Here is a 25916-nt window from a genome sequence, read left to right on the forward strand (position 1 = left end):
ATCACTCGGTTAGATGAGTGTGGACACCAGAACACCCCGCACTCCCACAGGGGGAAGCTCGTCAGGTTTCGACGATGCTCCCGCGCTGAGCATGGTGAAGGTGCCGAGCGACCCGGCGCAGGTCATCGTCAATCACGCGAGTTTCCGCGTGCAGCTTCCCGCCGCTGGGCGCACTCAATCCCCTCGTATCTCACGGCACTTGGGCACGTCCGACGAGACGGTGCGCATCCCCGCCGCCGCGGCGGCCGCCAAGCGCCGCGCGCCCGTCGTCTGGAGCGGGAAGTCCGACCCGGACGACACCGGCGCGATCAGACTGTTGCAGGCCGTGCGTGGCGGCGGCATGCTCCGTTCGGCCGAAGAGACAGGCCCCTACGACGAGGGCGGCGCCACGCAGGTCATCCCGCGCGTCGACATCGACGAAGGCCCCGAGACCGTCGAGACGCCCGCCGTCATCGGGCCGCGCGTCCCCGAGTCCGGGACCCGGATGCTGCCGCGGACGCGGCCGTCCGGCAGCGACTACGACGAGCGGCTCGACGAGCAGGGCCGATACGCGGAAGACGCCGCCGACGCCTACGACGACGCCTATGACGAGGCGTACGACGACGGTGGCGAGGGCGAGGAGCGGGTCCGCAGACACGGCTCCGACCCCGTCCGGCACGCCTACTACCCCGGCCGCCGGATGAACCTCGGCGTCGTCCTGCTCCCGCTGCGCGTCTTCCTCGGCTTCATCTCCATCTACGCCGGCATGGGCAAGCTCTGCGACCCCGTCTACTTCGACGGCGGCGAACGCGGCTCCATGGTCAAGTGGCTCAACTCGCTGCACCCCTGGGCGCTCGCCGAGCCACTGCGCGACTTCGCCCTCCAGCACCCGGTGGGCGCCGGGCTCTGCATCGCCTTCCTCCAGGTCGTCGTCGGCGTCCTGACCGTGCTCGGACTCTGGCAGCGGGTCGCCGCCTCGATCGGCGTGCTGCTCTCGGCGGCGCTCATCGTCACCGTCAGCTGGAAGACCGTGCCCGCCTACGACGCGCCCGACATCATCTACCTCGCCGCCTGGTCGCCGCTGATCATCGCGGGCGCACCCGTCTACTCCATCGACGGGCGGCTCGCGGGCGAGGCGTGGCGCACGCTCGGCCCGCGCGTCGACATCTGGGACCTGCGGCGGCGCGTGCTGCGGCGCGGCGGTCTGATCGGTGCGGTCGTGGTCGGCGTGACGCTGCTCATCGGGTCGATGCTGGGCAGTGCGGTGCGCGACGCGGACCGGGTGACCGTGCCGGGCCCCGGCGAGGCGCCGCGCAACGAACTGCCGGGCTCCCCGCTGCCCCAGGACCCCGCGAAGAAGCGCAAGGAGCGCCAGTCGCAGTCCCCGACCGCCGCGACGGGGACGCCGACGCGCGGCAGCTCCGCGACCCCCACGCAGGGCGCCACGGCGCCGGGCACGACCACCCAGGAGACCGGCACGGGCGGCACCACGGGCGGGGGACAGCCCAGCCAGCCGCAGGGCAACAGCACGGCGGGGCAGGCCCCGCCGCAGCAGTCGGCGCCGCAGCAGCCGTCGGCCACGAGCGCGGGCCCGTCGTCCAGCGGCGGCACCGGCGGCAGTCCGAGCGGTACGGGTACCTCCGGCGGCACGAGCGGTGGCGCGGAGGAGAAGCCCGGCGGGCTGCTGGGCGGCGTACTCGGCCGCTGAGTACCTGCGTTGCTCCCTCTCCCGCTCCGATACGCCGACGGGCCCCGCACACACGCTGTGCGGGGCCCGTCGGCGTACGTACGGACGTACGGTCAACGGCTCTTGGCGGCCAGTTCCTTGGCGGCCTCGGTGAGGTCCTTCGCGGTGTCGATCGCGCGCCAGTAGGCGCCCTGCGGCAGCGGGAAGCCCGCCAGGCGCTTCTCGCGGGCCAGCCGCGGGAACGTGGTGCGCTCGTGGTCGCCGAGGTCCGGCAGGAGCGCGGTGAACGAGGCGGAGAAGACGTACACGCCCGCGTTGATGAGGTACGGGGACGGCGGGGCCTCGATGAAGTCCGTGATGTGGCCGAACGCGTCCGTCTCGACGGCGCCCCACGGGATGCGGGGGCGGGCCAGGGCGAGGGTCGCGGTGGCGTCGCGCTCGGCGTGGAAGGCCGCCATGTCGCGCAGTGAGAAGCGGGTCCAGATGTCGCCGTTCGTCGCGTACCAGGGCTGGTCCGCGTGCGGCAGGTGCCGGGCGGCGTACTTGAGGCCGCCGCCCCGGCCCAGCGGCTCCTTCTCGACGACCGTGCTGACGTTCAGCGGGAGGTCGGCGGAGTCCAGCCACTCCTGGAGGACCTCCGCGAGGTGCCCGCAGGAGACTACGGCGTCCGTCACACCCTCCTCGGCCAGCCAGGCAAGCTGATGGCCGATGATCGGGGTCCCCGTGCCGGGGATCTCGACCATCGGCTTGGGCCGGTCGTCGGTGTACGGGCGGAGCCTGGAGCCCTGGCCTCCGGCCAGGACGACAGCCTGCGTGGGCTTCAGCGTGGTCATGCTGGAAACCCTACGCGGCGCCGCGCGGCGCCCACTCAGCCGTTCTGATGGGCGGCTGCCACGCCGGTCGCGAAGGAGGTGTCGCAGACGGGCCTCGCGTACGACTGGGCGCGGGTCGGGCCGTACACGCGGACGGCGGCGCGGCCGAGCGCGCGGGCGATCGCCGCGCAGTGCCGGGCGAGCGACGGGTGGCGGTTCACCTCCTGCTGGAGATGGGTGAGCGCGACGCCGGGGTTCTTCTCCTGGAGTTCCAGGAGGAGCCGGTCGCGCAGGACGTCCTGCGGGGCGCGGGACTTGGCGGGCTTGGAGAGGTTGTCGGCGGATGCGGTGAGCATCGAGTCCGAGGACGGTCCCGACCAGTTGACGCTGGTGACCGCGAGGGTCCCGGAAAGCACCAGCATCACGGGCAGGACGAGAGCGAGCGTGCGGCCGATGCGGCGGGCGGGGCCCCGGTGGGATCGGCGCGGCTTCTGGGTGTAGTTGGCGGAGTGCGTCACGCGAGGAGCGTAGCGCTAGGTGATGATTTGGCGACATTTAGTCACCCGGTCGAGGGATAGGCAAGTGGGTTTCCCCGACGCGGTGTTGACGCCCGCAGGCGAAACGCCCGATGTGCCGGGGTATTTGTCGACAACGGGAGGGTTTCCGGGGTTTCTCCGGGAGTCCGGGTGGGCGTACGCGAAGGGCCCCGCACGCGTCGTGCGGGGCCCTTCGCAAAGCGGGGGCGGGGCGTCAGTCGCTGAGGCGCTCGCCGGTGGAGGTCGAGAACACGTGGGTCTCGCCGGGACGCGGCACGACGTGCAGCTGGGCGCCCTTCTCCGGGACCCGGCGGCCGTTCACGCGGACCACGAGGTCCTTGTGCTCGCCGCCGACCTCGGCGGAGCCGTAGACGTAGCCGTCGGCGCCGAGCTCCTCGACGACGTTCACCGAGACGGCGAGGCCGGCCGGGGCGTCCGCGGTCTCCTTGGAGAGGGACTTCGCGGTCTCGCCGTCCTGCTCGACGATGTCGAAGTGCTCGGGACGGACGCCGACGGTGACCGTGCGGTCGCCGCGGTCGGCGGCGGCGGAGAGCGCCTCGCGGTTCACCGGAACCACGGAGTTGCCGAACTTCACGCCGCCGTCGGTGATCGGGACCTCGACGAGGTTCATGGCGGGGGAGCCGATGAAGCCGGCGACGAAGAGGTTGGCCGGGCGGTCGTACATGTTGCGCGGCGAGTCGACCTGCTGGAGGAGCCCGTCCTTGAGGACGGCCACGCGGTCGCCCATGGTCATGGCCTCGACCTGGTCGTGGGTCACGTACACGGTGGTGATGCCGAGGCGGCGCTGGAGTGAGGCGATCTGCGTACGGGTGCTCACGCGGAGCTTGGCGTCGAGGTTGGACAGCGGCTCGTCCATGAGGAAGACCTGCGGCTCGCGCACGATGGCGCGGCCCATGGCGACACGCTGGCGCTGACCGCCGGAGAGGGCCTTCGGCTTGCGGCCGAGGTACTCGGTGAGGTCGAGGATCTTGGCGGCGTCCTCGACCTTCTGCCGGATCTCCGCCTTGTTCACGCCGGCGATCTTCAGGGCGAAGCCCATGTTGTCGGCGACGGTCATGTGCGGGTACAGCGCGTAGTTCTGGAACACCATGGCGATGTCCCGGTCTTTCGGCGGCAGGTGCGTGACGTCGCGGTCACCGATGCGGATCGCGCCCTGGTTCACGTCCTCCAGGCCCGCGAGCATGCGCAGGGAGGTGGACTTGCCGCAGCCGGACGGGCCGACGAGTACGAGGAATTCGCCGTCCGCGATCTCGATGTCGAGACCGTCGACGGCGGGCTTGTCGCCACCCGGGTAGATGCGGGTCGCCTTGTCGAACGTAACAGTGGCCATGGTGAGGGCCCCCTTCACCGGCAGGAACGTGCCGGACGATCCGAGTAGAGGGAGTGGTGTAGTCCACCTGAGTGAACTGGTGGTGACCGTACCCCGGGGGTCAGCGGTCTGTCAGTAGTCGCGGCGCTGCGACCTTCGAGGAAATTTTCGACGGGCGCACGGGCGGTGTTGGTTACACTGCTCGGGCACGTACGGCGCACGTCCGGCGTGCGTGCCTCCTTAGCTCAGATGGCCAGAGCAACGCACTTGTAATGCGTAGGTCGTCGGTTCGAATCCGACAGGGGGCTCCGTGTGGCGAAGGCCCAGGGCACCTCTTCGGTGGCCTGGGCCTTCGGGTTTTTCGGGGTGGGGGTGGCTAGCGGGTGACGGTTCCTGTTGCCTTGCTCGTGGAGGTGCCGTCGTGGTGGCCCGTGCGGTGGGCCGTCACCTTGAGCGTGATCTTCTTGCCGCGCTGGGCGGTCTTCAGGGGCAGGGACGACTTGGTGGCGCCGGTGATCTTCGTGCCGTTCGCGTACCACTGGTAGGTGTACGAGGACGGGGTGGGCGACCACGTGCCCTTCGTGGACTTGAGGGTCTTGCCCACCTTGGCGGTGCCGGTGATCGTGGGTTTCGTCGTGGCCTTGGGGGCGGTGCCCTTGGCGACCGTCACCGGCGCGGAGCTCGCGGAGGCGTTCCGGGAGGCGGCGTGGGCGGTGACGGTGACGCTCACCTTCTTGTCCAGGTACTTCGCCGGGATCTTGTAGGTCGAGGCGGTGGCGCCCTCGATGGGATCGCCGTTTGCGTACCACTGGTAGGTGTACGAGGACGGGGTGGGCGACCAGGTGCCGGGGGACGCGGTGACCTTGGAGCCGACGGTGGCGGTGCCCGTCACCTTCGGGGCGGTGGTGTTGCGCAGTTCCGGTTCGGTGACGGTGAAGGTGCCGCGGGAGAACTCCCAGCCGCCCCCGTGGACACTGACGGACCAGTCGCCGGCGGGGATGTCCGTCAGGTCCAGCGTCGCCTTCAGCGTGCGGTTGTCGGCCGACACCGACTGTGTTTTGGCCGTGAGGGTCTTGCCCGCCTGGTGCAGCCGGACCGTGAAGTCGGGGTGGAGGGCGGTGCCCGTCACCGTGAGCGTGGGCTTGGTGCCGCTGGGGGCCGTGGCGGGCGTCAGGCCCGTGACGGTGACCTTCTCACCGCCGCAGCGCGCGAACGAGCACTTGAGCGTGGCGCGGTAGGCGGTCTGGCCGGCCTTCTCCGGGAGGCCGAGGACCAGGAGGGAGGGCCTGGTCGGTGCCGACTCCGACTCGTTCACCCCGCAGACGTACCCGTCCGGGATGGTCAGGGTGCAGCCGTTCGTCCACTTGTTGTCGTAGAGCGAGGGGACCGCCGTCGTCGCGGCGCCGGTCGTGTCGGTGATCTCGGCGTCGAAGTGGTCGCCGTCGACGGTCGGCAGGACCGCGCACACCGCGGTGCGGGACTCGTCGAGGGTGCCGTTGATCGGTCCGTAGCCGTAGGCGACGGAGGGGACCTTGGCGCACTCGGCGGCGGGGCCTTCGGCGGTGGCGATGCGGAGGGCGTCGAGGCGGTACTCGGGTGCCGCCCGGCGGTTCGCCGGAGTCTGCACGACGACCTGGTAGGTGGTGCTTCCGGTGACGGCGCAGGCCCGGTTGCGCCGGGAGCACTCGTTGTCGCCGTTGCCGCCGAGGACGTACATGTCGGCGGTGCCCAGGGCGTCCCGCACGTCGAGGTGCACGACATCGGTGTCGGCCGGCGTGGTGACCTGGCGGCAGCGGAGAGTCCCGGGCGCGCCGTACGTGCCCTTGGCGGACGGTCCGCCGACCTTCGCCGCCGGCGTCTTCACGCAGCCCGCGGACGACGCCGTCGACGTCACGTCGCGGCGCGTCAGGGTGTAGCGGGCCGGCTTGTCGCTGCCGGTCACCAGGACCGTGTGGGCCTTGCCGGGTGTGAGCTCGCAGACCGTCCAGCCGTCGGTGGTGGCGTAGCGGTCGCAGACGCGCTTGCCGTCCGCGTCGACCACGGAGAACCTGGCGGGCACGTCACCGGAGACGGCCGTCAGCTGGAGGAGTTCGGCCATGGTGTGGGCGTCGGCCGGAATGGTCAGGCAGTGCGAGAAGACCCCGTCGCCGGTGGTGAGCGTGGCCTTGGCGCCGTCGGCGGAGAAACTGCCCGCGGGCAGGACGGGGCAGTCGTTCGCCGCGTCGGTGCGGTGGAGGGCGACGGAGTAGGGGCCGGTGCGGGGGGTGCCGTCGGCGTGGACGAAAGCGCGGTAGGGGGCGGTGCCGGTGAGCGCGCAGTCGCCTGCGGAGAGCTCTTCCCCGGAGCACTGGGCGGTGCCCTCGCTGTCGAGGAGCTCCGCGTCGGCGTCGACCCCGGGGCCGTCGAGCTCGGTGAGCGCGGCGATCCGGGCGTCCTTGGGCGCGTCGAGTTCCAGGCAGTCGTACTGCCCGGCCGTCGTGAACTCGCCCCGGTGCGGACCCATGTCCGCCTTCACACAACCGCGTCCGGAGGCGCGGTCGAGGACGATCAGGCCGCGCGGGCCGTCGTGGAGGGGGGACGCGCCGTCGAGAACGGCGGTGTAGGTGCCCGCGGAGGGCAGGCGGCAGCCTTCCTCGGTGGTGCGGCAGACGGTTTTGCCGGAGCTGTCGTACACGCGCACCGGCTCAGTGGTGCCTTCGCCGTCGACGGAGTCGATGAGGTGGCGGCCCGCCCGCTCGGGGGTGACGGTGAAGCAGGACGTCTTGGTGAAGTCCTGCGGCTCCAGCGGACCGTAGGGCCGGACCGGGGAGGAGGGGCAGCCCTGGGGGTCGTTCAGGCGGCGGACCTTCACCCCGTACTGGGTGGGGAATCCCGCCTCGGTGCTCGTGACGCGGGACAGCACGCGATACGGGCTCCTGCCGGCCAGGACGCAGCTGTTCTCGTCGTCCTCGGACGTGCAGACCCGGGCGCCGGTGGCGTCCGTGATCCACGCGCTGGAGTCGTCGTGGGCCTTGGTGCCGTGCGTGAGCAGGACGCGGTCGCCGGGCTCGGCCTCGAAGGGCTGGCAGTTGACCTCCAGGGGGCCGCCCACGGTCCGCGTGGCGGCCGGCAGGTCCCATGAGGTGCGGACGGATTCGGCGCAGCCTCGGGTGCCGGACAACGGCACGACGGTGACGGCGGTGTCCGCGTCCTCGAAGCCGTTGTTGACGACCTTCAGGGTGTAGTCGCCTGCGGCGGGCAGGTCGCAGGTCTTGCCGGTGCAGTCGATCTCCGTCTCACCGTCACCGGAGTACATCTGCGTGTACGACTCGTTGCCGCTGTCGGTGAGCGAGACCCTGTGGAGCCCCGCCCCGGTGGCGGTGAAGGTGTAACAGGTGGACGCGTCGGGTCCGACCTTCGCCCTGCCGACCGCGTCGCCCGGGTCGCCGAACGGGGCCAGGGCGAGGGGCGCGCACTCCGCTCCGGCGGCGTGGGCGGCCGTCGCCGGCAGCGCGGACGGTATGAGCAGGGCGAGGAGTGCGGTCAGGGTGAAGAGCACGGCGGCGGACACCGCGGGTCTCGCGGATCTTGTTGATCTCGTGGGTCTCGGACAGGGACGTGGTTCAGGCATCGAGCCCCCCCAGGCTGAACGGATGTTCGGGTGATCCGGTGATCGTGGCACAAGGGTGTGTCAACGCACCTGGAGGGGCCACCGGTTGCAGCGGTGGGCCGGGTGTTCAGTGGCGGCCCGCCACCCGGTCCGCCCACTGGGCCAGGCGGGAGGACTCGGCGGTGTGGGTGGTCAGTTCGCGGCGGTCGGCCGCGTGGTACGTGGCGTACATGCCGTGGACGCCGAGCCAGCGGAACGGTTCCGGTTCCCAGCGGCGGACCTTGTGGTCGACCCAGGGGAGCGTGGTGAGGTCGGTGGGGCCTGCCTGGCCCGAGTCCTGTTGGACCAGGTCGCGCAGGGTGCGGGCGGCGAGGTTGGCGGTGGCGACGCCGGAGCCGACGTAGCCGCCCGCCCAGCCGAGGCCCGTGGCGCGGTCCAGGGTGACCGTGGCGCACCAGTCGCGGGGCACGCCGAGGACGCCGGACCAGGCGTGGGCGACCCGGACGCCCGCCAGTTGGGGGAAGAAGCGGAGGAGGATGGAGTGCAGGGCCTCGACCGTGGGCTGCTGGGTGCGGCCGTCGTTGTCCGTCTTCGAGCCGTAGCGGTACGGGACGCCGCGGCCGCCGAGTGCGATGCGGCCGTCGGCGGTGCGCTGGGCGTACATGTACGCGTGCGCCATGTCGCCGAGCGTCTCGCGGCCCTCCCAGCCGATCGACTCCCACTGGGCGGGTGACAGGGGTTCCGTCGCGATCATCGAGGAGTTCATGGGGAGCCAGGTGCGGCGCTGGCCCTTCAGGGACGCCGTGAAGCCCTCCGTGCAGCGCAGGATGTAGGGGGCGCGGACCGTGCCGTACGGGGTGACCGCGTGCTTCGGCCTGATCTCCGTGACCGGCGTCGACTCGTGGATCGTGACGCCCAGGGCCTCCACGGCGTCGGCCAGGCCCTTGACCAGCTTCACCGGGTGCAGACGGGCGCCGTGCGGGGTCCATGTCGAGCCGACGGCTCCGGCGACCCGGATGCGTTCGGCGGTCTCGCGGGCGCCGTGCAGGGTGCGGTCCTTCTCGCCGTACGAGAGTTCCGCCTCGTGGAAGGCCTTGAGGCGGGCCAACTGCGCCGGCGTGTACGCCACTTCGAGTACGCCGCCCCGGTGGATGTCCGCGTCGATCGACTCCTCGGCGGCGGCGCGGATCACTTCGTCGACCGTGTCGTTCATGGCCCGCTGGAGACGGACCGCCGCTTCGTGGCCGTGCAGCTTGGCGTAGCGGTCGCGGCCCGCGATGCCGTTGTAGAGCCAGCCGCCGTTGCGGCCGGAGGCTCCGTAGCCGCAGAACTTCTGCTCCAGGACGGTGACGCGGAGGAAGGGGGCGGCCTTCTTCAGGTAGTACGCGGTCCACAGGCCGGTGTAGCCGCCACCGACGACGCAGACGTCCGCCGTGGCGTCGGAGGTCAGGGGTTCGCGGGCCGTGGGCAGGCCGTCGTCGGCGTACCAGAACGATATGCCGCCGTTGACCGTGCCGACCGCGTGGTGCGTGGTGTTCGCGCTGCTCATGGGCGGACGTTACTGCGCAGGTGGGGGCCGTGTGCAGGGGTCGGAGCCGGGGTCCTGCGGGGCGGGTCTCCCGGTGGGCGGAGGGCGGGGTAGATTCCGGTGCTTTGAGCGGTACGTGTGGAAAATGGCGAAACTGGGAGGGCTCAACTCATGGCCGTACACAAGGCCGTACACAAGGCTGGACGCATAGCCGGGCGCGTAGCGGGGCGCAAGGCCGGGCGCGTCGCAGCCGCGGTGGCGGCGGCGGCGCTGATCGGGGTGGCCGCGTCGGCCTGCGGTCCCGACGACGGCGACTCCGACGGCAAGGGCGGCACCGTCAGCGAGAAGCCCGCCGCGAAGCCCGCCGAGAAGCTTGCTGTGCCCGCGTCGGTGAAGGGCGGCGTCATCACCGTCGGTGATCCGAAGGCCAAGCATACGGTCAAGGTGTACGAGGACCCGCGCTGTCCGTTCTGCAAGAAGTTCGAGGACGGCGGGGCGCAGGCGCTGGTGGAGCCGGTGGCCGACGGCAAGGTGAAGGTCGAGTACACGATCGCCTCGTTCCTCGACGAGAACCTCGGCGGCAGCGGCTCGGTGAACGCGGCGAACGCGCTGCGGGCGTCCGTGGAGGCGGGCAAATTCCCGCAGTACCACGCCGCTGTCTTCGCCAACCAGGCGGCGGAGGAGACCGACGACGCCTACACCCCGGCCTTCCTGCTGAAGATCGCCGACGGGGTCGAAGGGCTGCGCGGCGGCGCCTTCGACAAGGCGGTCACCAACGGCACGTGCAAGAAGTGGGTCGGCGAGGCGATGGACTCCTTCAGCGCCGACGGCATCCGGGGCACGCCGACCGTCTTCATCGACGGCAAGAAGTCCGGCGGCGAGGCGCTGTACGAGCGGGCGGCGTTCGCCAAGGAGCTGAAGGCGGCGGGTATTTCTTGACTCTCTGAGTCTGCCGGCCCGTCCCTCCCGGCTCTCGGGGGCGGGTGAAATCCACGTGCGGCGTACGGGTGTACGTCGGTAATGTCCCGACCGTGATCGACATTCGCATTCCGGACGAGCTGGTCGAGTCGCAGCACATGTACGCGGGGGAGCCCGGCCGGGCGTTCATCGCCGGGCTGCCCGCGCGCGTGGAGGAGTTCGTCGACCGCTGGGACCTGACCGTCGACGGCGACCCGATGCACGGCATGGCCGCCCTCGTCCTGCCCGTCGTGCGCGCCGACGGCACGCCCGCGGCGGTCAAGTTCCAGCTCCTGGACGAGGAGACCGAGGGCGAGCCGGTCGCGCTGCGGATATGGGACGGGGACGGCGCCGTGCGCCTCCTCGACCACGACGCGGGCACCGGCACGATGCTGCTCGAACGCCTCGACTCCGCGCGGATGCTGTCGACGATGGCCGACACCCGCAAGGCCGTCCTCGTCCTCGCCGAACTCCTCGCCCGGCTCACCGCGACACCCGCGCCCGCCGGCATGCGCACGCTCGCCGACATCGCGGCCGAGATGGTCGAGGAGCTGCCCGCGGCCCTGAAGTCGGTCACCGACCCGGGCGAGCGCGCGCTCATCGAGCGGTGCGGGGGCGCGGTGCGCGAGGTCATGGGCGAGGCCGGCGACCGGATGCTGCACTGGGACCTGCACTTCGAGAACGTCCTGGCGAGCGACCGCGAGCCGTGGCTCGCCATCGACCCGAAGCCGCTCGCCGGGGACCCCGGCTTCGACCTGTGGCCCGCCCTCGACAACAAGTTCGACGCCGACGACGTGCTGTGGCGGTTCGACGCGATGACCGAGATCCTCGGCCTCGACCGCGAGCGGGCCCGCGCCTGGACCCTCGGCCGCGTCCTTCAGAACGCGCTGTGGGAGATCCAGGACGGCCGGCCGCCGGTGGCCGACGACATGGAGATCGCGCGGCGGCTGCTCGGCCGGTGAGAGCCCGGCTCAGGCCGTGAGACCGCGTTGACCGGCGGGGGCCCGCCGTGGCTTGCTGCTCCCATGATTCGTACCGCCACACCTGCCGATGTCCCCGTCATCCACGAGCTGGTCCGCGACCTCGCCGCGTACGAGAAGGTGCCCGACGAGGCGAGAGCCACCGAGGAGCAGCTGCGCGAGGCTCTCTTCGGGGAGCGCCCCGCCGCGTTCGCGCACATCGCGCAGGACGACACCTCCGGTGAGGCCGTCGGCTTCGCGCTGTGGTTTTTGAACTTCTCCACCTGGCGTGGCGTGCACGGGATCTACCTGGAGGACCTGTACGTACGCCCCGAGGCGCGCCGCGGCGGCCACGGCAGGGCGCTCCTCACCGAGCTCGCTCGGATCTGCGTGGAGCGCGGCTACGAGCGGCTGGAATGGGCCGTACTCGACTGGAACGAGCCGTCGATCAACTTCTACAAGTCGCTCGGGGCGCTGCCCCAGGACGAGTGGACCGTGTACCGGCTGACCGATGACGCGCTCACGGAGCTGGGGCGCGCCTAGGAGCACGCTCGGGGGTGGGTGAGCTCGTCGGAATTCGTCAGAACTCGTCCACGGTGTGCGGCAGGAGAGCGGTGTGCAGCGCCGCGTCCAGTGCCGTCGCCGTGCCCGCCGTGTGCTCCGTCGCCAGGCCCGCGCGGACCAGGGCGTCGGTCTTCGTGCCGCCCAGGTAGCAGGCGGCCAGGTCGCGCACGTCGAGGGTGAGGTCCGCGGGGTCCTCGGTCCTCTCGTACGTACAGCCGGCGGGGGACGCCGTCAGGCGGTGGTGGCCCTCGTTGGCCGGGAGGCGGTCGTCGCGGACGTCGAGGACGACGTCCACGGGGGCCGCCCAGGAGCGGGACTCCAGCGCCGCGCGCACGTCGACGAGGCGGACCCACAGGGCGGGGAACTCGCCCGTGACGCGCACCTGGTCGCGGTCGGCGGCGAAGAGGTGCAGCGGGTCGTCCAGGGGGCGGCCCCAGGCGCGGATCTGGCCGGTCAGGTCGATCGACGCGAGGTAGCGCCAGAGGGCGGCAGCGACGGCCGGGGTGTCCGCCTCCAGGTCGTCGAGGCGGACGAGGCCGGGGGCGTCGTCGCGGGTCTTGGTGCGGTAGATCGCGTAACCGGCCGGGGGGCCCGCGGGGTCGCCGAGGACGACGACGCGGGGCGGCGACAGCTCGTCGTCCTCCTCGTCCTCCGCCACCAGCCACTCCTCGCGCCACCACGCCTCACTGCGGGCGATGCGGCCGGCGCGCTCGGCGCGGGTGCGGTCGTAGTACGCGGCGAGGAGCTCGGGCGCGTCCGCCGGGTCGACGAGGCGCAGCGGCCGCTCGTCCGGGGCGATGCGCAGGGCCAGCGGGCGCCGGGAGTCGATCTCCAGGGTGTGGCCCAGGGTGGCGGGGCCGAAGCCGAACCTGCCGTAGATCGCGTCCTCCGACGCCCACAGGGCCGCGATCGGCGAGCCGTCCGCCGTCGCCCTCGCGAACAGCTCCGCGAGCATGCCGGAGAGCACGCCGCGACGCCGGTGCGTCGGCGCCACGGAGACGAACGTCAGGCACGGGCAGGGCAGTTCGCCCCCCGGCACGGACAGGGTGAAGGGGAACGCCGCGACGAAGCCGACGAGTTCGCCGTTCTCGTACGCGCCGACGCGGGTGCAGTCGCGCAGCAGGTCGTGGTGGTGCTTGCGCTTCTCGTCCTCCGGGGTCTCGTGGAAGACGAGGTAGGCGAGGGAGAGCGCGCGGTCGATATCCGCCTCGGGGATGTCGCGGAACTGGACGGATTCCGGAGTCGAAGCCAGAGCCATAGCCATATAACGGACAGTAGTTCCCGGAAGTCGTGCGGGCACCTGGATTTTCGGGCAGGGGCAGGGGCAGGGGCAGGGGCAGGGGTCGGGGCCGGGGCCGGGGCCGGGGGTTCAGGGGCTCACGGGATCAGGACGACCTTGCCCATCGTGGCGCGGGACTCCAGCGCGCGGTGTGCCGCCGCCGCCTCCGCGAGGGGAAAGCGCTGCACGGCCGGTGTGAAGTGGCCGAGCGAGGCGGCGGTGAGCGCGGCGAGCTCCAGGGTGCGGACGGGGTTGTCGCCGCCCGCCTTCCGCATCATCGCCGGGCCGAGCACGTTGATCCGTGTGATGCCGCGCGCGGCGAGCTCCGCCTCGGTCTCGGTCGACTTCGGCTCCTCGCCGTCGTGCGGGCCCTCGCCGGACCAGCCGAAGACGACGTGGGTGCCGCCCGGACCCAGCAGGTCGACCGCGGCCCGGCCCGCCTCGCCGCCCACTCCGTCGAAGACGACGGTGGCCGCGCGCCCTTCGAGCTTCTCCCGGAAGTACGCGCGGACCGCGTCGGGCCACGCCGGGTCGGTGTAGTCCACGGCCAGGTCGGCGCCGTTGGCGCGGACGCGGTCCGTCTTCTCCGCGCCGCCCGCCAGGCCGATCACCGTGGCGCCGCGGTGCTTGGCGTACTTCGTGAGGAGCGTGCCGATGCCGCCCGCGGCCGCGGGGATGACGGCCACGCTGTCGGGGGTCAGCTCCGTGAACTGAAGGATCCCCATCGTCGTACGCCCCGTGCCGATCAGGGCGACCGCCTCCGCGGCGTCCAGTTCGTCGGGGATCTCGTGCAGGCGGGACGCGTCGGTGACGACGCGCTCGGCGTAGCCGCCGGGGGCGAAGCCGATGTGGGCCACGACGCGCTTGCCCAACCAGTGCGCGGGCGTCCCTTCGCCGAGTTCGTCGACGATGCCCGCGATCTCCCTGCCGGGGATGGTGGGCAGGGACGGGAGCTCGGGCAGCGGGCCCTGGATGCCCTCGCGGATCGCGGTGTCGATGAGGTGCACGCCGGCGGCGGCCACGCTGATCCGGACCTGGCCCTCGGCCGGTTCGGGGGCCGGGATCTCCTCCAGGACGAGGTTTTCGGCGGGGCCGAAGGCGTGGAGGCGGATGGCGCGCATGGGGGCTCCTTGGAGGTGGGCGGGGCGGGGCGCTGGGCGCCGCTGATCCGGTACGGCGTTGATCTGGTACGCCCCCCACCCTTCAACCTGAAGTGGACTTGAGGTCAAGGGCCGACTTCGTCAGCGCGAGCGAGACCGCCTCCACGGCACTGTTGAACGACACCTCCGACAGCACGCCCGGAGCCGCCACCTGGTCGCCCGCCAGGTACACGCCGTCGCCGCGGTCGATCGCGGGGCGGTCCCGCCAGGTGGTGCCGGGGCGGTCCAGCGCGCCCGTACGGCCGTTCGCGACCGAGGCGCGACGCCACGTCAGACGCTCGCGCCAGCCCGGGCAGCCGAGGTCCAGCAGGTGCTCGGCGTGGGCCACGCCGTCGGCCTTCGTCTCCTCGGGGGCGAGCGGAATCTGCGCCTGTACGAGCTGTTCGCCCTCGGGGGCGAGGGTGTGGTCCTGGGCGGTGAAACGTTCGACCCAGCCCGTCCGGTCCAGGTCGGAGACGACGAAGGCGTCACCCCTGCGGGAACGGAAGGCCACGTCGACGAGTGCGGTGCGGCCGCTCTCCCAGCGCAGGGAGTCGTCGCGCAGGAGGCGGCGGGCCGCTTCGAGGGAGGTCGCGACGATGACCGGGCCGTCCTGGGGGAGGCCCAGGTCGGCGAGGTTGTCGACGCGGTCCAGCGTCTCCGTGCGGACGCCCATGTTCCAGGCCAGCGCGGCCATGCGGTCGATGACCGAGCCCCAGCCGCCGCGCGGGTAGTGCGCCTCCGGGGGCAGCTTCGTGGCGCGGCGCAGGCGCTCCTGCACGAAGCGGGCGGAGAGCGAACCGGGGTCGTGGTGGAACGTCGCCACGGCGATGTAGTGCGCGGCGGCCCTCGCGCCCTCCTCGCCGACCTGCTCGGTGGCCCAGCTGGTGAAGTCGCGGTCCACAGGGGCCTGTTCCGCCTTGCGGCGCAGCAGCTTCAGCATGGCGAGCGGCGGCGTGCGGCGCAGTGCGCCGTTGTGCAGCAGGCGCAGGCGGGTGCCTTCGAGGGGCGGCAGGGGAGCGAGCGGGCCGAGGAGGCCGCGCTGCTTCAGCCACGTCCAGTGGGGGCCGCCGTTGTAGAGGGCGTGCGGGCCTTCGTTCGTCTTGTACGTGCCTTCGGAGGTGCGGGCGCGGCCGCCGAGGGTGTGGTGGGCCTCGCGGAGGGTGACGCGGGCGCCTGCCTCGGCGGCGCTGATGGCCGCGGTGAGGCCGGCGAAGCCGCCGCCGATGACGGTGATGTGGTGCGGGCTCGCGGTGGGCATGGGTGGGGTTCCTTGGGGTTGGGGCCTGGTGTTTCTGCTTTCACCTCATGGACGTGCGGGGGTGGCTCGGATGTGACATGGCCGTTCGCGTTCGGGTTCGGGGCGTTGCCGGCGGAGGGCGGGTTGTCAGTGGTGGCGGGCACGATGGGGGCATGGGTCAGAATGCGGAACCGACGCGGGCGGCACGGGTGGCGGGGGCGGCACGGGCGGCGCGGGCGGTGCGGGTGGTCAAGGCGGCTCGGCGGGCCGAGGTGCGGTTGCCGCCGCTCCGGCCGTTCGAGGGGAGGGAGCTGGAGCCCGACGGGGACTACGACGGGGTCGAGTTCCGTGACCTGGACCTCGGCGGGCAGGACGGGGGCGGGGCGCTGTTCATGGACTCGGCGGTGGTGGGGTGCGGGGTCGGCGAGACGCGGCTGGCACGGGCGCGGTTCGTCGACTCCGTGCTGACGGAGCTGCGGGGGGTGGGGACGGACCTCGCGGAGGCGTCGCTGCGGGACGTGGAGGTCGTGGACGCGCGGCTCGGCGGGGTGCAGTTGCACGGGGGCGTGCTGGAGCGGGTGGTGGTGCGGGGCGGAAAGATCGACTACCTGAATTTGCGGAAGGCGCGGTTGCGGGATGTCGTGTTCGAGGGGTGCGTGCTGGTGGAGCCGGACTTCGGGGCGGCTTCGCTGGAGCGGGTGGAGTTTCGGGGGTGTGTGGTGCGGGGGGTCGACTTCACGGGGGCGCGGATGAAGGACGTGGATCTTCGGGAGGCGGGGGAGCTGGAGATCGCCCGGGGCATCGACTGCCTGGCCGGCGCGACGATCAGCCCACCCCAACTCTTCGACCTGGCCCCGGCGTTCGCGGCGCAGGTGGGGGTGAAGGTGGCGGGGGTGGGGGAGTAGGGCGGTGCGCGAGGCGCCCGGGTGCGGGTTGGCGCCTTTTGCTCGTCTGTGGGGCGGGGCGCGGTGGTCGGGTGCGGGTTTGCGCCTACTGCTCGCTTATGGGGCGGGGCCGCGGGGGTATGTGCGTACTCGCCATCCCTGCGCCGCGCCTCAAGTCCAAAGGCGCTACTGCTGGCTCGGTGCTCCGTTCGCACATACCCCCACGTCCCCTCCGGCGCGCTTGCGCCTGCCCGGCCGGTGGGGGTGGCGCTCCCGTCCCGCGGCCCGTCGCGGGAAACCCCCGGCCCGGCCGGTGGCGGTCGCGCCCCCGTCCCGCCGACCGTCTCGGGGGACCCCACCCACCCGCCCTCACTCCGGCATCCGGCACAGAGGCCCCACCCGTCCGTCCCTGCTCCCCAGGACGTGATGGGTCGGACCCGCCCGCGCGCTCCTGCTTGCGCTGGGTGTCGCGGGTCAGCCCCACCCACCCGCCCCTATCCCCGCAGAACGTCACGGGCCCCACCCACCCACCCCTACTCGCGCAGGACGTCGCGGACCACGCCCACCCACCCCTACTCGCGCAGGGCATCGCGGGGCACGCCCACCCACCCCTACTTGCGCAGGGCGTCGCGGGGGAGGCCCGCCCACCCCGCCCCTACTCCCGCGGGACGTCGCGGGGCAAACGGGTGGGTGGGTGGGGAACATCCGCCGCGGAGCGGCGGGCTTGGGGCTTCTGCTCGGGCGGGGTGGCGCGGGGCAACCGCAGGGGGCTAGGGGATGCGGGGGAAGCGGGAGAGGAGGGTCCAGATTGTGGGGTTGTCCGCAAGGGACTCGTGGAGGTCGGTCAGATCCGCCACGAGGTCGTGGAGAAAGTCCCGCGCCTCACGGCGCAGCTCCGCGTGGGAGAACGTGAGCGGCGGATCCTCGGGATCCATCCAGTCCGCCTCGATGTCGACCCAGCCGAAGCGCCGGGCGAACAGCATCCGGTCCGTCGACTCGGTGAAGTCGAGCTCCGCGTACTGGGGGCGGGACGCCCGGCTGCCGAGCGGATCCTTGTCCAGGGTCTCCACGATGTCGCACAGCGCCCACGCGAAGTCGAGGACGGGCACCCATCCCCAGGCTGTGGACAGCTCCCGGTCCGCCTTGGTGTCCGCCAGGTACACGTCCCCGCAGAACAGGTCGTGACGGAGCGTGTGGGCGTCCGCGCGGCTGTAGTCCAGCTGGGCGGGGTCAGGGAAGCGTCGGGAGAGCGCGTAGCCGATGTCGAGCACGGGTCGATGGTGTCATGGACCGGGCACCCCGGCTCAGGGCAAGAGGCGCTGCTCCTTCGCCACCGCCACCGCCCCCGCCCGCGTGTCCACGCCCAGCTTGTCGTAGATCCGCCCCAGGTGGGTCTTGACCGTGGCCTCGCTGATGAAGAGGGCGCGGGCGATCTCCCGGTTGCCGAGGCCCTGGGAGAGCTGGCCGAGGATGTCGCGTTCGCGGTCGGTGAGCGTCGGCTGCGGGGCGCGCATGCGGGCCATGACCCGGGAGGCGACGGGCGGCGAGAGCGTGGTGCGGCCCTGGGCCGCGGCGTGGATCGCGGAGAAGAGTTCCTCGGGCCGCTCCGCCTTGAGGAGGTACCCCGTCGCGCCGGCCTCGATGGCGCGGGTGATGTCCGCGTCGGTGTCGTAGGTGGTGAGGACCAGGACGTGGGGGGCGGGGGGTGGGGACTGCGTGATGCGGCGGGTGGCTTCGACGCCGTCGATGCCGGCACCCAGTTGCAGGTCCATCAGGACGACGTCCGGTGCCAGCTTCGAGGCGAGGGCGACGGCCTCCTCGCCGGTGCCCGCCTCGCCGACCACCTCGATGTCGGGCGCGCTGCCGAGCAGGGCGAGCAGTCCGGCGCGTACGACGACGTGGTCGTCGCAGACCAGCAGCCGGACGGGATGGATTGGTGCGGTGTTCACGGCTGGGGCTCCCACGGGCTCGGCTGGTGGTTCGAAGGCGGGTCCGACTGCGGGTGCGGCAGCGGGATCGACACGGAGAGGACCGCGCCCTCGCCCGGCGCCGACTCGATCGTCAGTGTGCCGCCGAGCTGTCCGGCCCGCGCCCGGATCGCGGGCAGACCGTGGCCCCGTACACCTGTCGGCGAGTCGGGACCGGCGGGCGGCGGCGTGAAGCCGCGGCCGTCGTCCGCGACGTCGAGGACCACCTGGTCGTCGAGGAGGGTGAGGGTCAGCGCCGCGGTGGTGGCGTCCGCGTGTTCGCGTACGTTCGCGAGGGCGCCCTGCGCGATGCGCAGGAGCGCCGAGCTGACCCGGTCCGGCAGCGGCACCGGCGCGCCCTCCGCGTGGAAGCGGACGGTGAGGCCCGCGTCGGACTCGCGTTCCGCGAGCGCCCGCAGCGCCTGCGTCACGCCGCCGCCGTCCGCGAGGTCGGCGGGGGCCAGGTCGTGCACGAAGCGGCGGGCCTCCGCGAGGCCGCGCTCGGTGATCGACCCGGCGGTACGGACGTGGGTGCGGGCCTTCGCCGGATCCGTGTCCCAGAGGCGGTCGGCGGCCTGCAACAGCATCCGCTGGCTGGACAGGCCCTGCGCGAGCGTGTCGTGGATCTCCATGGACAGGCGCTGGCGCTCGGCGAGCGTACCCTCGCGCCGCTCGGTGGCGGCGAGCTCGCGGCGGGTGCGGATGAGGTCGTCGATGAGTTCGCGCTGCCGGGCGGCCTGGCGCTGCATGTGGAGGAAGACGGCGGTGGCGACCGCGGCCCAGGCGGGCGGCGCGAGCAGCAGGTTCGGGTCGAAGCGGCCCGCGAGCTGCAACTGGGCGACGACGACGAAGGCGGTGAGGACGGCCACGAGGAACAGGGCGGCGCGTGGCGGCAGCGTCCGCAGGCCCGTGTAGAAAAGCGGCACCGCGCACCACGCGAAGCTCGGCGCGAGGACGACGAGCACGACCCAGACGGCGACGACGAGGATCAGCCAGGCGAGGCGGCGCGGCGCGGTGGGGCGGGCGCCGATGACGGGGCCGAGTACGTAGAGGAGGGCGAGGGAGACCGAGAGCGCGATGATCCACGGGGTGCGGGGTTCGCCGGGGTGCCGCATCAGGAAGCGGGTCAGCGACGACCCCAGGAGCAGGAAGAACGCCGTGTGCATGACGGCCGCGAGCCAGCGGGCGTCGGGGTCCGGCGTGCGGGGGTCGGGCCCCGGCCTGCGTTCTCCCACGGGGCGCCTCCCTTTCGTACTGCCGTCGGTGCGTGCGCGTACGCCGCGCCGTACTGCCGTCGTGCGTGTGCGCGCACGCCGCGTTGAACTGGGCAGACACCCTCATTGTGACCCGGTGGGGCCACGGAGGGGTCAACCGATCGGTTGACCCCGGTGTCGGCCGAGTCGCGCGCCGCTGCGAGCCGGTACGCCGAGGGGTGGGCCCCGGACCCGGCCGGAGGATTGACGGCAGAGGGACACGAGGGACACACGGACACCGGCTCCCTCGGTGCTCAGCCGCCCTCACCCCCTCAACCTCCGCACCTCATCCTCCGCGCCCCATCCCTAGGAGCCCCCGATGCAGAAGCTCTCCCGCCGCACCCGCGTCCTCACCGTCGCCGCCACCGCCGCCGTCCTCGGCGCCGGCACCTTCGGCGCGGTCTCCGCCACCGCCGGCACCCCCGACGCCGCCACGAAGGCCGCCGTCACCGCCGACGCGGGCAACAAGAACCTCACGCAGTCGACGCACCTCTCGGTCGCCGCCGCCACCAAGGCCGCGCAGGCCACCCTCGACGCTGCGAAGAAGGAGAACCAGCGCGTCTCCGTCGCCGTCGTCGACCGCAACGGCAACACCATCGTCCAGCTGCGCGGCGACGGCGCCGGGCCGCAGTCCCCCGAGTCCGCCGTGAAGAAGGCGTACACCTCCGTCGCCTGGAACGCGCCCACCTCCGAGCTGGCCAAGCGCCTGGAGCAGGCCCCGAACCTGAAGGACATCCCCGGCACCCTGTTCCTCGCGGGCGGCGCGCCGGTCACGGCCAAGGGCGCGCCCGTCGCGGGCATCGGTGTCGCGGGTGCCCCGAGCGGCGACCTGGACGAGAAGTTCGCGAAGGCGGGCGTGGCGGCGCTCGGCCGCTGAGGCCCCGAGCCCCCACGCAGAGCAAAGCCCCCCGGCACCCGTGGGACGTAGGAGATCCGGCATGAACACCACCGCCGCCGACCAGCGGCTGCTCGACGCCGCACGGGCCGGGAACGCCGCGGAAGTGGCCGCCGCCCTCGACGCGGGCGCCCGCGTCGAGGCGCGCGACACCGAGCTGCGCACTCCCCTGCTGCTCGCGGCCCTCGGCGATCACGTCGAGGCGGCCCGGGTGCTCGTCGCCGCGGGCGCCGACGTCGACGCGCAGGACCACCGTTCCGACAGCCCCTGGCTGGTCACCGGGGTGACGGGCAGCGTCGCCATGCTGCATGTACTGCTGCCGGCGGGGCCCGACCTGACGCTGCGCAACCGTTTCGGCGGGGTCTGCGTGATCCCCGCCTCGGAGCGCGGCCACGTCGCGTACGTACGGGAGGTCCTGCGCGTCACCGACATCGACGTCGACCACGTCAACGACCTCGGCTGGACCGCCCTTCTGGAGGCGGTGATCCTCGGCGACGGCGGCCGCGCGCACCAGGAGATCGTGGAGCTGCTGCTCGCCGCGGGCGCGACGCCGGACCTCGCCGACCGGGACGGCGTCACGCCGCTCGCGCACGCGGAGCGGCGGGGCTTCGCCGGGATCGCGGAGCTGCTGCGGAGGGCGTCGTGACGGCGCGCAAGGCGGTGCGGGGCGCCACCACGGGTCTCGTCGCCACCACGCGCCTCGTCGCCACCACGGGTCTCGTCGCCGCACTCCTCGCGGGGTGCGGGGCCGGCTCCGGCGGGGCCGCGGCGGACGGCCCAGTGCCCGCCCGTGCGAGCACCACGGCTCCCCTGCCCGCCGGGGCCGGGACCCCCGAAGGCACCCTCCTCGTCGCCGACTTCGGCTCCGACACCGTCACCTTCGTCGACCCGGGGAAGGGCCCCGTCGACTCGGTGCAGGTCGGCACGGCCCCCTACGGGCTGACCGTGGGGGACGACGGCCGCGTCTGGGTGGCCACGGCGGAGGGCGTCGCCGTCGTCGACACGGAGAGGCGTGAGCGCGTCGACCGCGTCCCGTACGAGACGGAGACCGGTCCGGTGACGACGGGCGAGTACCGGGGCGGCGGCATGGGCATCGCCCTCGCGCCGGACGGCGAGCACGTCTACGTCGGCGTCAACGTCCCGGACGGCAAGGGCGTGTTGGAGATCATCGACACGGACGAGCGCGAGGTGACCGACACCGTGCCCGTCGGCCGCCGCCCCTTCGACGTCGACGTCTCGAAGGACGGCCGGGAGGTCTACGCCACCAACCACGACTCCTTCGACGTGACCGTCGTACGCACGGAGTCGCTGCGGCCGCGCCGCCTCGAAGTCGCCCCCTACGGCACGGAGGGCGGCCTCGGCTCCTGGCTGAAGCCGCACTACACGGCCGTGCGGCCCTCCGACGGACGGCTCCTGCTGCCCTTCGAGGGCGAGCGGCTCGTCGTACTCGATCCGGGCACCGGCGACTACGACGTCGAGAAGATGACCGCGAACACGCACCAGCACGGCGTGACGGTCACCGACGACGGCACGCTGTTCGCGGTCGGCACCGGGCCCATCGACCCGGACGCCGACAAGGGGCCGTCGCTGACCGTGCGGACGAAGGAGGGCAAGGAGCAGGTCGTGCCGCTGGACGGGCCGCACGAGGACGTCGCCGTGTCGCGGGACGGCCGCACCGCGTACGTCACGGGCGGCTTCACCCGCGACGGCCACTGGAACGGCATCTCCGTCGTCGACACGGAGGACGGGTCGGTGCGCCGACTCCCCGCGGGCGAGCGGCCGTTGGGCATCGCGGTGCTCTGAGCGCCCGCGGCGCGGCGCTCAGGGTGGCCCGGTGGTCCGGCCGCCGGGCCTCATATCGCTCCCGTACCGAACAATTGCCGCATAAGATCACCGGCGTGGACCTGAGATCTCCGGCCGTCCGAGCCGCCACCGTCACCTCCTGCCTCGCCCTGCTCGCCACCGTCAGTGCCTGCGGCGGCGCGGGCGTCGACGGCACACCGGGCTCACCCGGCGTGCGGGACCCGTACTTCCCCAAGCTGGGCAACGGCGGGTACGACGTGGCGCACTACGGCCTGACCCTCGGCTACGACCCCGGCTCCCGGCACCTCACCGGCACCGCCGAGATCACCGCCCGCGCCACCAAGAACCTCAGCTCCTTCAACCTCGACCTGAAGGGCCTCGACGTCTCCGGCATCACCGTCGAGGGCAAGGCCGCCCGTTTCCAGCGCGCCGGCCAGGAGCTGCGGGTCCGCCCGGCCGACGAGCTCGACCGCGGCGAGACGTTCCGCGCGGTCGTCCGCTACTCCGGCTCCCCGGAGACCATCACCGACGACGACGGCGCCGAGGAGGGCTGGCTCAGGACGGGCGACGGCGCGCTCGCGCTCGGCGAACCGACCGGCTCCATGGCGTGGTTCCCCGGCAACCACCACCCGAGCGACAAGGCGTCGTACGACATACAGATCACCGTCCCCAAGGGCCTCAAGGCCGTCTCGAACGGCGAGCTGACCCGCGAGTCGACGAAGAACGGCCGCACCACCTTCGCCTGGCACAGCGCCGAACCGATGGCGAGCTACGTGGCGACCGTGGCCGTCGGCAAGTACGAGATGGAGACGTCGACGACGGAGGGCGGGCTGCCGGTCGTGACGGCCGTCGACCCCTCCCGGGCGAAGGCGAGCGAGAAGGTCCTCGCGAAGATCCCCGACATCGTGGAGTGGGCGGAGTACAACTTCGGCCCCTACCCCTTCTCCTCCGCGGGCGCGATCGTCGACCGCGAGGAGGACGTGGACTACGCCCTGGAGACCCAGACCCGGCCCGTCTTCCCCGGCGCCCCCAGCACCGCTCTGCTCGTCCACGAGCTGGCCCACCAGTGGTTCGGCAACTCCGTCACGCCCAAGTCGTGGCAGGACATGTGGCTCAACGAGGGCTTCGCGACGTACGCGGAGTGGCTGTACGACGAGGACAACGACGGCGACAGCGCGCAGGAGGTCTTCGACGCGCTCTACAAGGGCGACTACTACGAGGACGAGGAGGACAACGAAGCCATCTGGGCCTTCCCGCCCGCCAAGCCCACGGATGCCGCGAGCGTCTCCGACCCGCCCGTCTACGAACGCGGCGCCATGGTCATCCACAAGATCCGCCGCGCGGTGGGCGACGACACGTTCTACGACATCGTCCAGGGCTGGGCGAAGACGTACCGGCACAAGAACGCGGACACCAGGGACTTCACGGAGTACGTCGAGAAGCACGCGGGCAGCGAGGAGGCGCGCGAGAAGGTCAGCCGGATCTGGGGCGACTGGCTGTACGGCGACGGAAAGCCGGACCGCCCGTAGGGGGTGCCGGCCGTGCTGCCCGGTGGTCAGAGCCGCTTGCGCAGGACCGCGCACGGGCGGTGCAGGGCGCGGTCCTCGCGGTGGCCGATGACGAGGTAGCCGAGCGCGGTCCAGAAGCGCAGGGCCTTCGGGTTGTTCTCCAGGACGGCGAGGCGCACGGCGTCGCGGCCCGCGCTCCGGAACCGCTCCTCGACGAGCGACGCCAACTCCCGCCCAAGACCCGTACGTTGAGCGCCCGCCTCGACCATCAGCAACCCGATCCAGGGGTCCGGATCGGTCGGATCCGGGTGCCGGGCGAGCGTGATGGCGACCCCCGCGAGCCGCCCGCTCGAACGCCCGAGCAGCACCTCCGCGTCCGGGTGGGCGAGCTCGTCCGCGAGGGCCTTGGCGACCTGCTCGACGCGGATGTCGTCGGGGTCGGGGAAGTCCCCGCTGAGCGCGAAGAACTCACGGTTCGACGCGTACAGCGCGGTCACCTCGGTGAGGACGTGACCGGGCAGGGCACCGTCGACGGCGGCGAGCGGTTCGAGGATCATGCGGGGCAGGCTATGGCACGGGCTCCTGCGGTCCGGAGAGCGCGACGAGGTGTCACGTCCGTTGCTTGCGCAGGGTGCGCCATTCGCTGACCGCGCCCCACGCCGCGCAGCCGAACGCGCCCACGTAGCAGGCCACCCAGCCGGAGGACCGCTCCTGCGGGTCGAGCAGCGTGTCGACGGTGAGGACTCCGAAGAGCAGCGCCGAGGTCAGCGCGCCGTAGAACTTCTGCCGCGTGACGCGCTGGGCCCTGCGCGGCCCCTCGGAGAGGCGCAGGGCGTAGATCTCGACGTCACCGAAGACGTCCTCGGCGCGCCCGTCCTGCGGGGCGGCGGCCAGATGCTGCCGCGCTTCCCGTACGTGGCCACGCGCCTCGCCCGCCCGCATGCCGTGCCGGCCGCGCAGCAGTCCTTCCAGGCGGGCCAGCCACCGCTCGTCGTCGGGGCCGCCGGCCGGGCGTGCGGGCGTGAACCAGCGGTCGATCGCGGCGTCGGGGAGCAGGAAGGCGCCGACGGTCCAGGCGGCGCCGGCCAGCATGAGCACCGGGGCGGGCACGCGGAACAGCCGTTCGTCGGGCAGGGCCGTCGCGCAGGCGACCGCGGCCGCCAGGGTGGCGGCGGCCCCGGCGAGGAACGCCCACATGCCCCGGAGCCGCCCGGCGGCGCGGGCGGCGAAGGCGACGCAGGCCAGCGTGGCGGCCGCCACGATGCCCGCGAACCCCGCGACCGAGGACGCGTTCACCCCCACCCACAGCCCGTCCTGGATCCAGTACATGCCGAAGAGGGCGAACCAGAGGAACCCGAGCGACGCGAGCGAGCCGCTGATCCGTTCGCCGGGCCGCATGCCCCGCGTGTCGAGCTGGGCCCGGTACTCCTCGCTGACGCGCTCGGCGGCGACGGTACGGGCGTACGCGGCCGGGTCGCCCAGCACGTCGCGCGCGGGCTGCCCGGCCTCCTCGACCAGCTGGTGCGCCTCGGCGAGTATCTCCTCGGCGAACCCCGCGGGAGCGTCCTCGTCGAGCACGAGGCGCACCTGGACGGTGTCGGCCCACTCCTCGTCCTCCTCGCGCGCCCAAGTCAGCTCGGGTGTCGATGCTTTGCTCATCCCTCGTCCTCATCCCCCGTCGCCGGAAGGAGCGAGGCGACGGTCCGGGAGAACTCCCCCCACGCGGCCTGGTCACGCCGCAGTCTCGCCCGCCCCTCCTCGGTGATCCGGTAGTACTTCCGCCCCGGCCCGCCGTCCCCCGCGCCCCACTCGACCTCGACGGCGCCCTCCTCTTCGAGGCGCGTGAGGGCGGGATAGAGGGTCGCGGCCTTGACCCCGTCGAGCCCGGCCTCCCCGAGCCGCCCGAGCAGGGCGTACCCGTAACTCCGCGCCTCGCCGTCGAGGATCGCGAGCAGACAGAGGGGCAGCGCGGCACGGGTCCACGCGGGGGGCGGAGCGGCCACGGCG

23 protein-coding genes and 1 tRNA gene are annotated in these 25916 nt (G+C 72.7%); 10 read left to right on the forward strand and 14 right to left on the reverse strand.

The features are described 5' to 3' along the window. Positions 1-13: 13 nt before the first annotated feature. Entirely contained in the window at positions 14-1687 is a 1674-nt protein-coding gene (locus tag ACZ4Z4_RS12575) for a DoxX family protein (RefSeq protein ID WP_468326127.1), read from the forward strand. A gap of 92 nt (positions 1688-1779) precedes the next feature. Here the strand turns inward: ACZ4Z4_RS12575 and ACZ4Z4_RS12580 are convergent, their stop codons facing one another. From ACZ4Z4_RS12580 to ACZ4Z4_RS12590, 3 genes are all read right to left on the reverse strand, one after another. Further along, positions 1780-2499 (reverse strand): nucleotidyltransferase family protein, encoded by a 720-nt coding sequence (locus ACZ4Z4_RS12580; protein ID WP_468326130.1) that lies wholly within the window; start codon positions 2497-2499, stop codon positions 1780-1782. Positions 2500-2534: 35 nt separating this feature from the next. Next, positions 2535-2996 (reverse strand): hypothetical protein, encoded by a 462-nt coding sequence (locus ACZ4Z4_RS12585; RefSeq protein WP_468326133.1) that lies wholly within the window; start codon positions 2994-2996, stop codon positions 2535-2537. A gap of 232 nt (positions 2997-3228) precedes the next feature. Continuing rightward, on the reverse strand, positions 3229-4365 hold the full coding sequence (locus ACZ4Z4_RS12590; protein ID WP_468326136.1) for an ABC transporter ATP-binding protein: 1137 nt from the start codon (positions 4363-4365) through the stop codon (positions 3229-3231). A gap of 213 nt (positions 4366-4578) precedes the next feature. Between ACZ4Z4_RS12590 and ACZ4Z4_RS12595 the strand changes: the two genes are divergently transcribed. Next, a tRNA-Thr gene (locus tag ACZ4Z4_RS12595) sits at positions 4579-4652 on the forward strand. 68 nt (positions 4653-4720) lie between these two features. On the opposite strand, the gene ACZ4Z4_RS12600 is transcribed toward ACZ4Z4_RS12595, so the two are convergent. After that, the gene (locus ACZ4Z4_RS12600; RefSeq protein ID WP_468326139.1) at positions 4721-7894 is read right to left on the reverse strand and encodes a Tat pathway signal protein; all 3174 of its coding nucleotides are present in this window, start codon (positions 7892-7894) and stop codon (positions 4721-4723) included. Between the two features lie 166 nt (positions 7895-8060). Further along, positions 8061-9482: an NAD(P)/FAD-dependent oxidoreductase gene (locus ACZ4Z4_RS12605; RefSeq protein ID WP_468326142.1), complete on the reverse strand. Its 1422-nt coding sequence runs from the start codon at positions 9480-9482 to the stop codon at positions 8061-8063. 150 nt (positions 9483-9632) lie between these two features. Here ACZ4Z4_RS12605 and ACZ4Z4_RS12610 point away from each other — a divergent pair, with 150 nt between their 5' ends. From ACZ4Z4_RS12610 to ACZ4Z4_RS12620, 3 genes are all read left to right on the forward strand, one after another. Further along, positions 9633-10400 (forward strand): DsbA family protein, encoded by a 768-nt coding sequence (locus ACZ4Z4_RS12610; RefSeq protein WP_468326145.1) that lies wholly within the window; start codon positions 9633-9635, stop codon positions 10398-10400. A 137-nt stretch (positions 10401-10537) separates the two neighbouring features. Then, a complete protein-coding gene (locus ACZ4Z4_RS12615; protein ID WP_468326855.1) occupies positions 10538-11380 on the forward strand; it encodes an aminoglycoside phosphotransferase family protein in 843 nt (280 codons plus the stop codon). A 63-nt stretch (positions 11381-11443) separates the two neighbouring features. Then, positions 11444-11920, forward strand: coding sequence for a GNAT family N-acetyltransferase (locus ACZ4Z4_RS12620; RefSeq protein ID WP_468326148.1), 477 nt, complete (start codon positions 11444-11446; stop codon positions 11918-11920). Positions 11921-11957: 37 nt separating this feature from the next. Here ACZ4Z4_RS12620 and ACZ4Z4_RS12625 read toward each other — a convergent pair whose 3' ends face one another. From ACZ4Z4_RS12625 to ACZ4Z4_RS12635, 3 genes are all read right to left on the reverse strand, one after another. Then, the gene (locus tag ACZ4Z4_RS12625; protein WP_468326151.1) at positions 11958-13205 is read right to left on the reverse strand and encodes a GNAT family N-acetyltransferase; all 1248 of its coding nucleotides are present in this window, start codon (positions 13203-13205) and stop codon (positions 11958-11960) included. Positions 13206-13318: 113 nt separating this feature from the next. Beyond that, entirely contained in the window at positions 13319-14341 is a 1023-nt protein-coding gene (locus ACZ4Z4_RS12630) for a zinc-binding dehydrogenase (protein ID WP_468326154.1), read from the reverse strand. An 82-nt stretch (positions 14342-14423) separates the two neighbouring features. Beyond that, a complete protein-coding gene (locus ACZ4Z4_RS12635) occupies positions 14424-15620 on the reverse strand; it encodes an NAD(P)-binding protein (protein ID WP_468326157.1) in 1197 nt (398 codons plus the stop codon). A 152-nt stretch (positions 15621-15772) separates the two neighbouring features. Between ACZ4Z4_RS12635 and ACZ4Z4_RS12640 the strand changes: the two genes are divergently transcribed. After that, the gene (locus ACZ4Z4_RS12640) at positions 15773-16504 is read left to right on the forward strand and encodes a pentapeptide repeat-containing protein (protein ID WP_468326160.1); all 732 of its coding nucleotides are present in this window, start codon (positions 15773-15775) and stop codon (positions 16502-16504) included. 749 nt (positions 16505-17253) lie between these two features. Here ACZ4Z4_RS12640 and ACZ4Z4_RS12645 read toward each other — a convergent pair. From ACZ4Z4_RS12645 to ACZ4Z4_RS12655, 3 genes are read right to left on the reverse strand one after another with little or no spacing between them, the layout of a single operon-like run. Further along, positions 17254-17754, reverse strand: a complete 501-nt coding sequence (locus ACZ4Z4_RS12645; RefSeq protein WP_468326165.1) for a hypothetical protein — start codon at positions 17752-17754, stop codon at positions 17254-17256. A 33-nt stretch (positions 17755-17787) separates the two neighbouring features. Next, complete coding sequence (locus tag ACZ4Z4_RS12650; protein WP_468326168.1) at positions 17788-18432, reverse strand: response regulator; 645 nt, start codon at positions 18430-18432, stop codon at positions 17788-17790. Then, the gene (locus ACZ4Z4_RS12655; protein WP_468326856.1) at positions 18429-19616 is read right to left on the reverse strand and encodes a sensor histidine kinase; all 1188 of its coding nucleotides are present in this window, start codon (positions 19614-19616) and stop codon (positions 18429-18431) included. Before ACZ4Z4_RS12655 ends, ACZ4Z4_RS12650 begins: the two co-directional genes overlap by 4 nt. A gap of 406 nt (positions 19617-20022) precedes the next feature. On the opposite strand from ACZ4Z4_RS12655, the gene ACZ4Z4_RS12660 reads away from it, so the two are divergent. The 4 genes from ACZ4Z4_RS12660 (at position 20023) to ACZ4Z4_RS12675 (ending at position 23930) form a co-directional block, all read left to right on the forward strand. Then, on the forward strand, positions 20023-20580 hold the full coding sequence (locus tag ACZ4Z4_RS12660) for a GlcG/HbpS family heme-binding protein (RefSeq protein ID WP_468326171.1): 558 nt from the start codon (positions 20023-20025) through the stop codon (positions 20578-20580). Positions 20581-20641: 61 nt separating this feature from the next. Continuing rightward, on the forward strand, positions 20642-21244 hold the full coding sequence (locus tag ACZ4Z4_RS12665; protein ID WP_468326174.1) for an ankyrin repeat domain-containing protein: 603 nt from the start codon (positions 20642-20644) through the stop codon (positions 21242-21244). Next, a complete protein-coding gene (locus ACZ4Z4_RS12670; protein ID WP_468326176.1) occupies positions 21241-22401 on the forward strand; it encodes a YncE family protein in 1161 nt (386 codons plus the stop codon). Before ACZ4Z4_RS12665 ends, ACZ4Z4_RS12670 begins: the two co-directional genes overlap by 4 nt. 101 nt (positions 22402-22502) lie before the next feature. Continuing rightward, the gene (locus ACZ4Z4_RS12675; protein WP_468326858.1) at positions 22503-23930 is read left to right on the forward strand and encodes a M1 family metallopeptidase; all 1428 of its coding nucleotides are present in this window, start codon (positions 22503-22505) and stop codon (positions 23928-23930) included. A gap of 26 nt (positions 23931-23956) precedes the next feature. Here ACZ4Z4_RS12675 and ACZ4Z4_RS12680 read toward each other — a convergent pair whose 3' ends face one another. The 3 genes from ACZ4Z4_RS12680 to ACZ4Z4_RS12690 are packed head-to-tail and all read right to left on the reverse strand — an operon-like array spanning position 23957 to position 25912. Beyond that, on the reverse strand, positions 23957-24466 hold the full coding sequence (locus ACZ4Z4_RS12680) for a GNAT family N-acetyltransferase (protein ID WP_468326179.1): 510 nt from the start codon (positions 24464-24466) through the stop codon (positions 23957-23959). A 52-nt stretch (positions 24467-24518) separates the two neighbouring features. Beyond that, positions 24519-25568: a hypothetical protein gene (locus tag ACZ4Z4_RS12685; protein ID WP_468326182.1), complete on the reverse strand. Its 1050-nt coding sequence runs from the start codon at positions 25566-25568 to the stop codon at positions 24519-24521. Continuing rightward, on the reverse strand, positions 25565-25912 hold the full coding sequence (locus ACZ4Z4_RS12690) for a PadR family transcriptional regulator (RefSeq protein ID WP_468326184.1): 348 nt from the start codon (positions 25910-25912) through the stop codon (positions 25565-25567). Before ACZ4Z4_RS12690 ends, ACZ4Z4_RS12685 begins: the two co-directional genes overlap by 4 nt. Between the last annotated feature and the right edge of the window lie 4 nt (positions 25913-25916).

Source organism: Streptomyces sp. NPDC030245 (genome assembly GCF_055572995.1).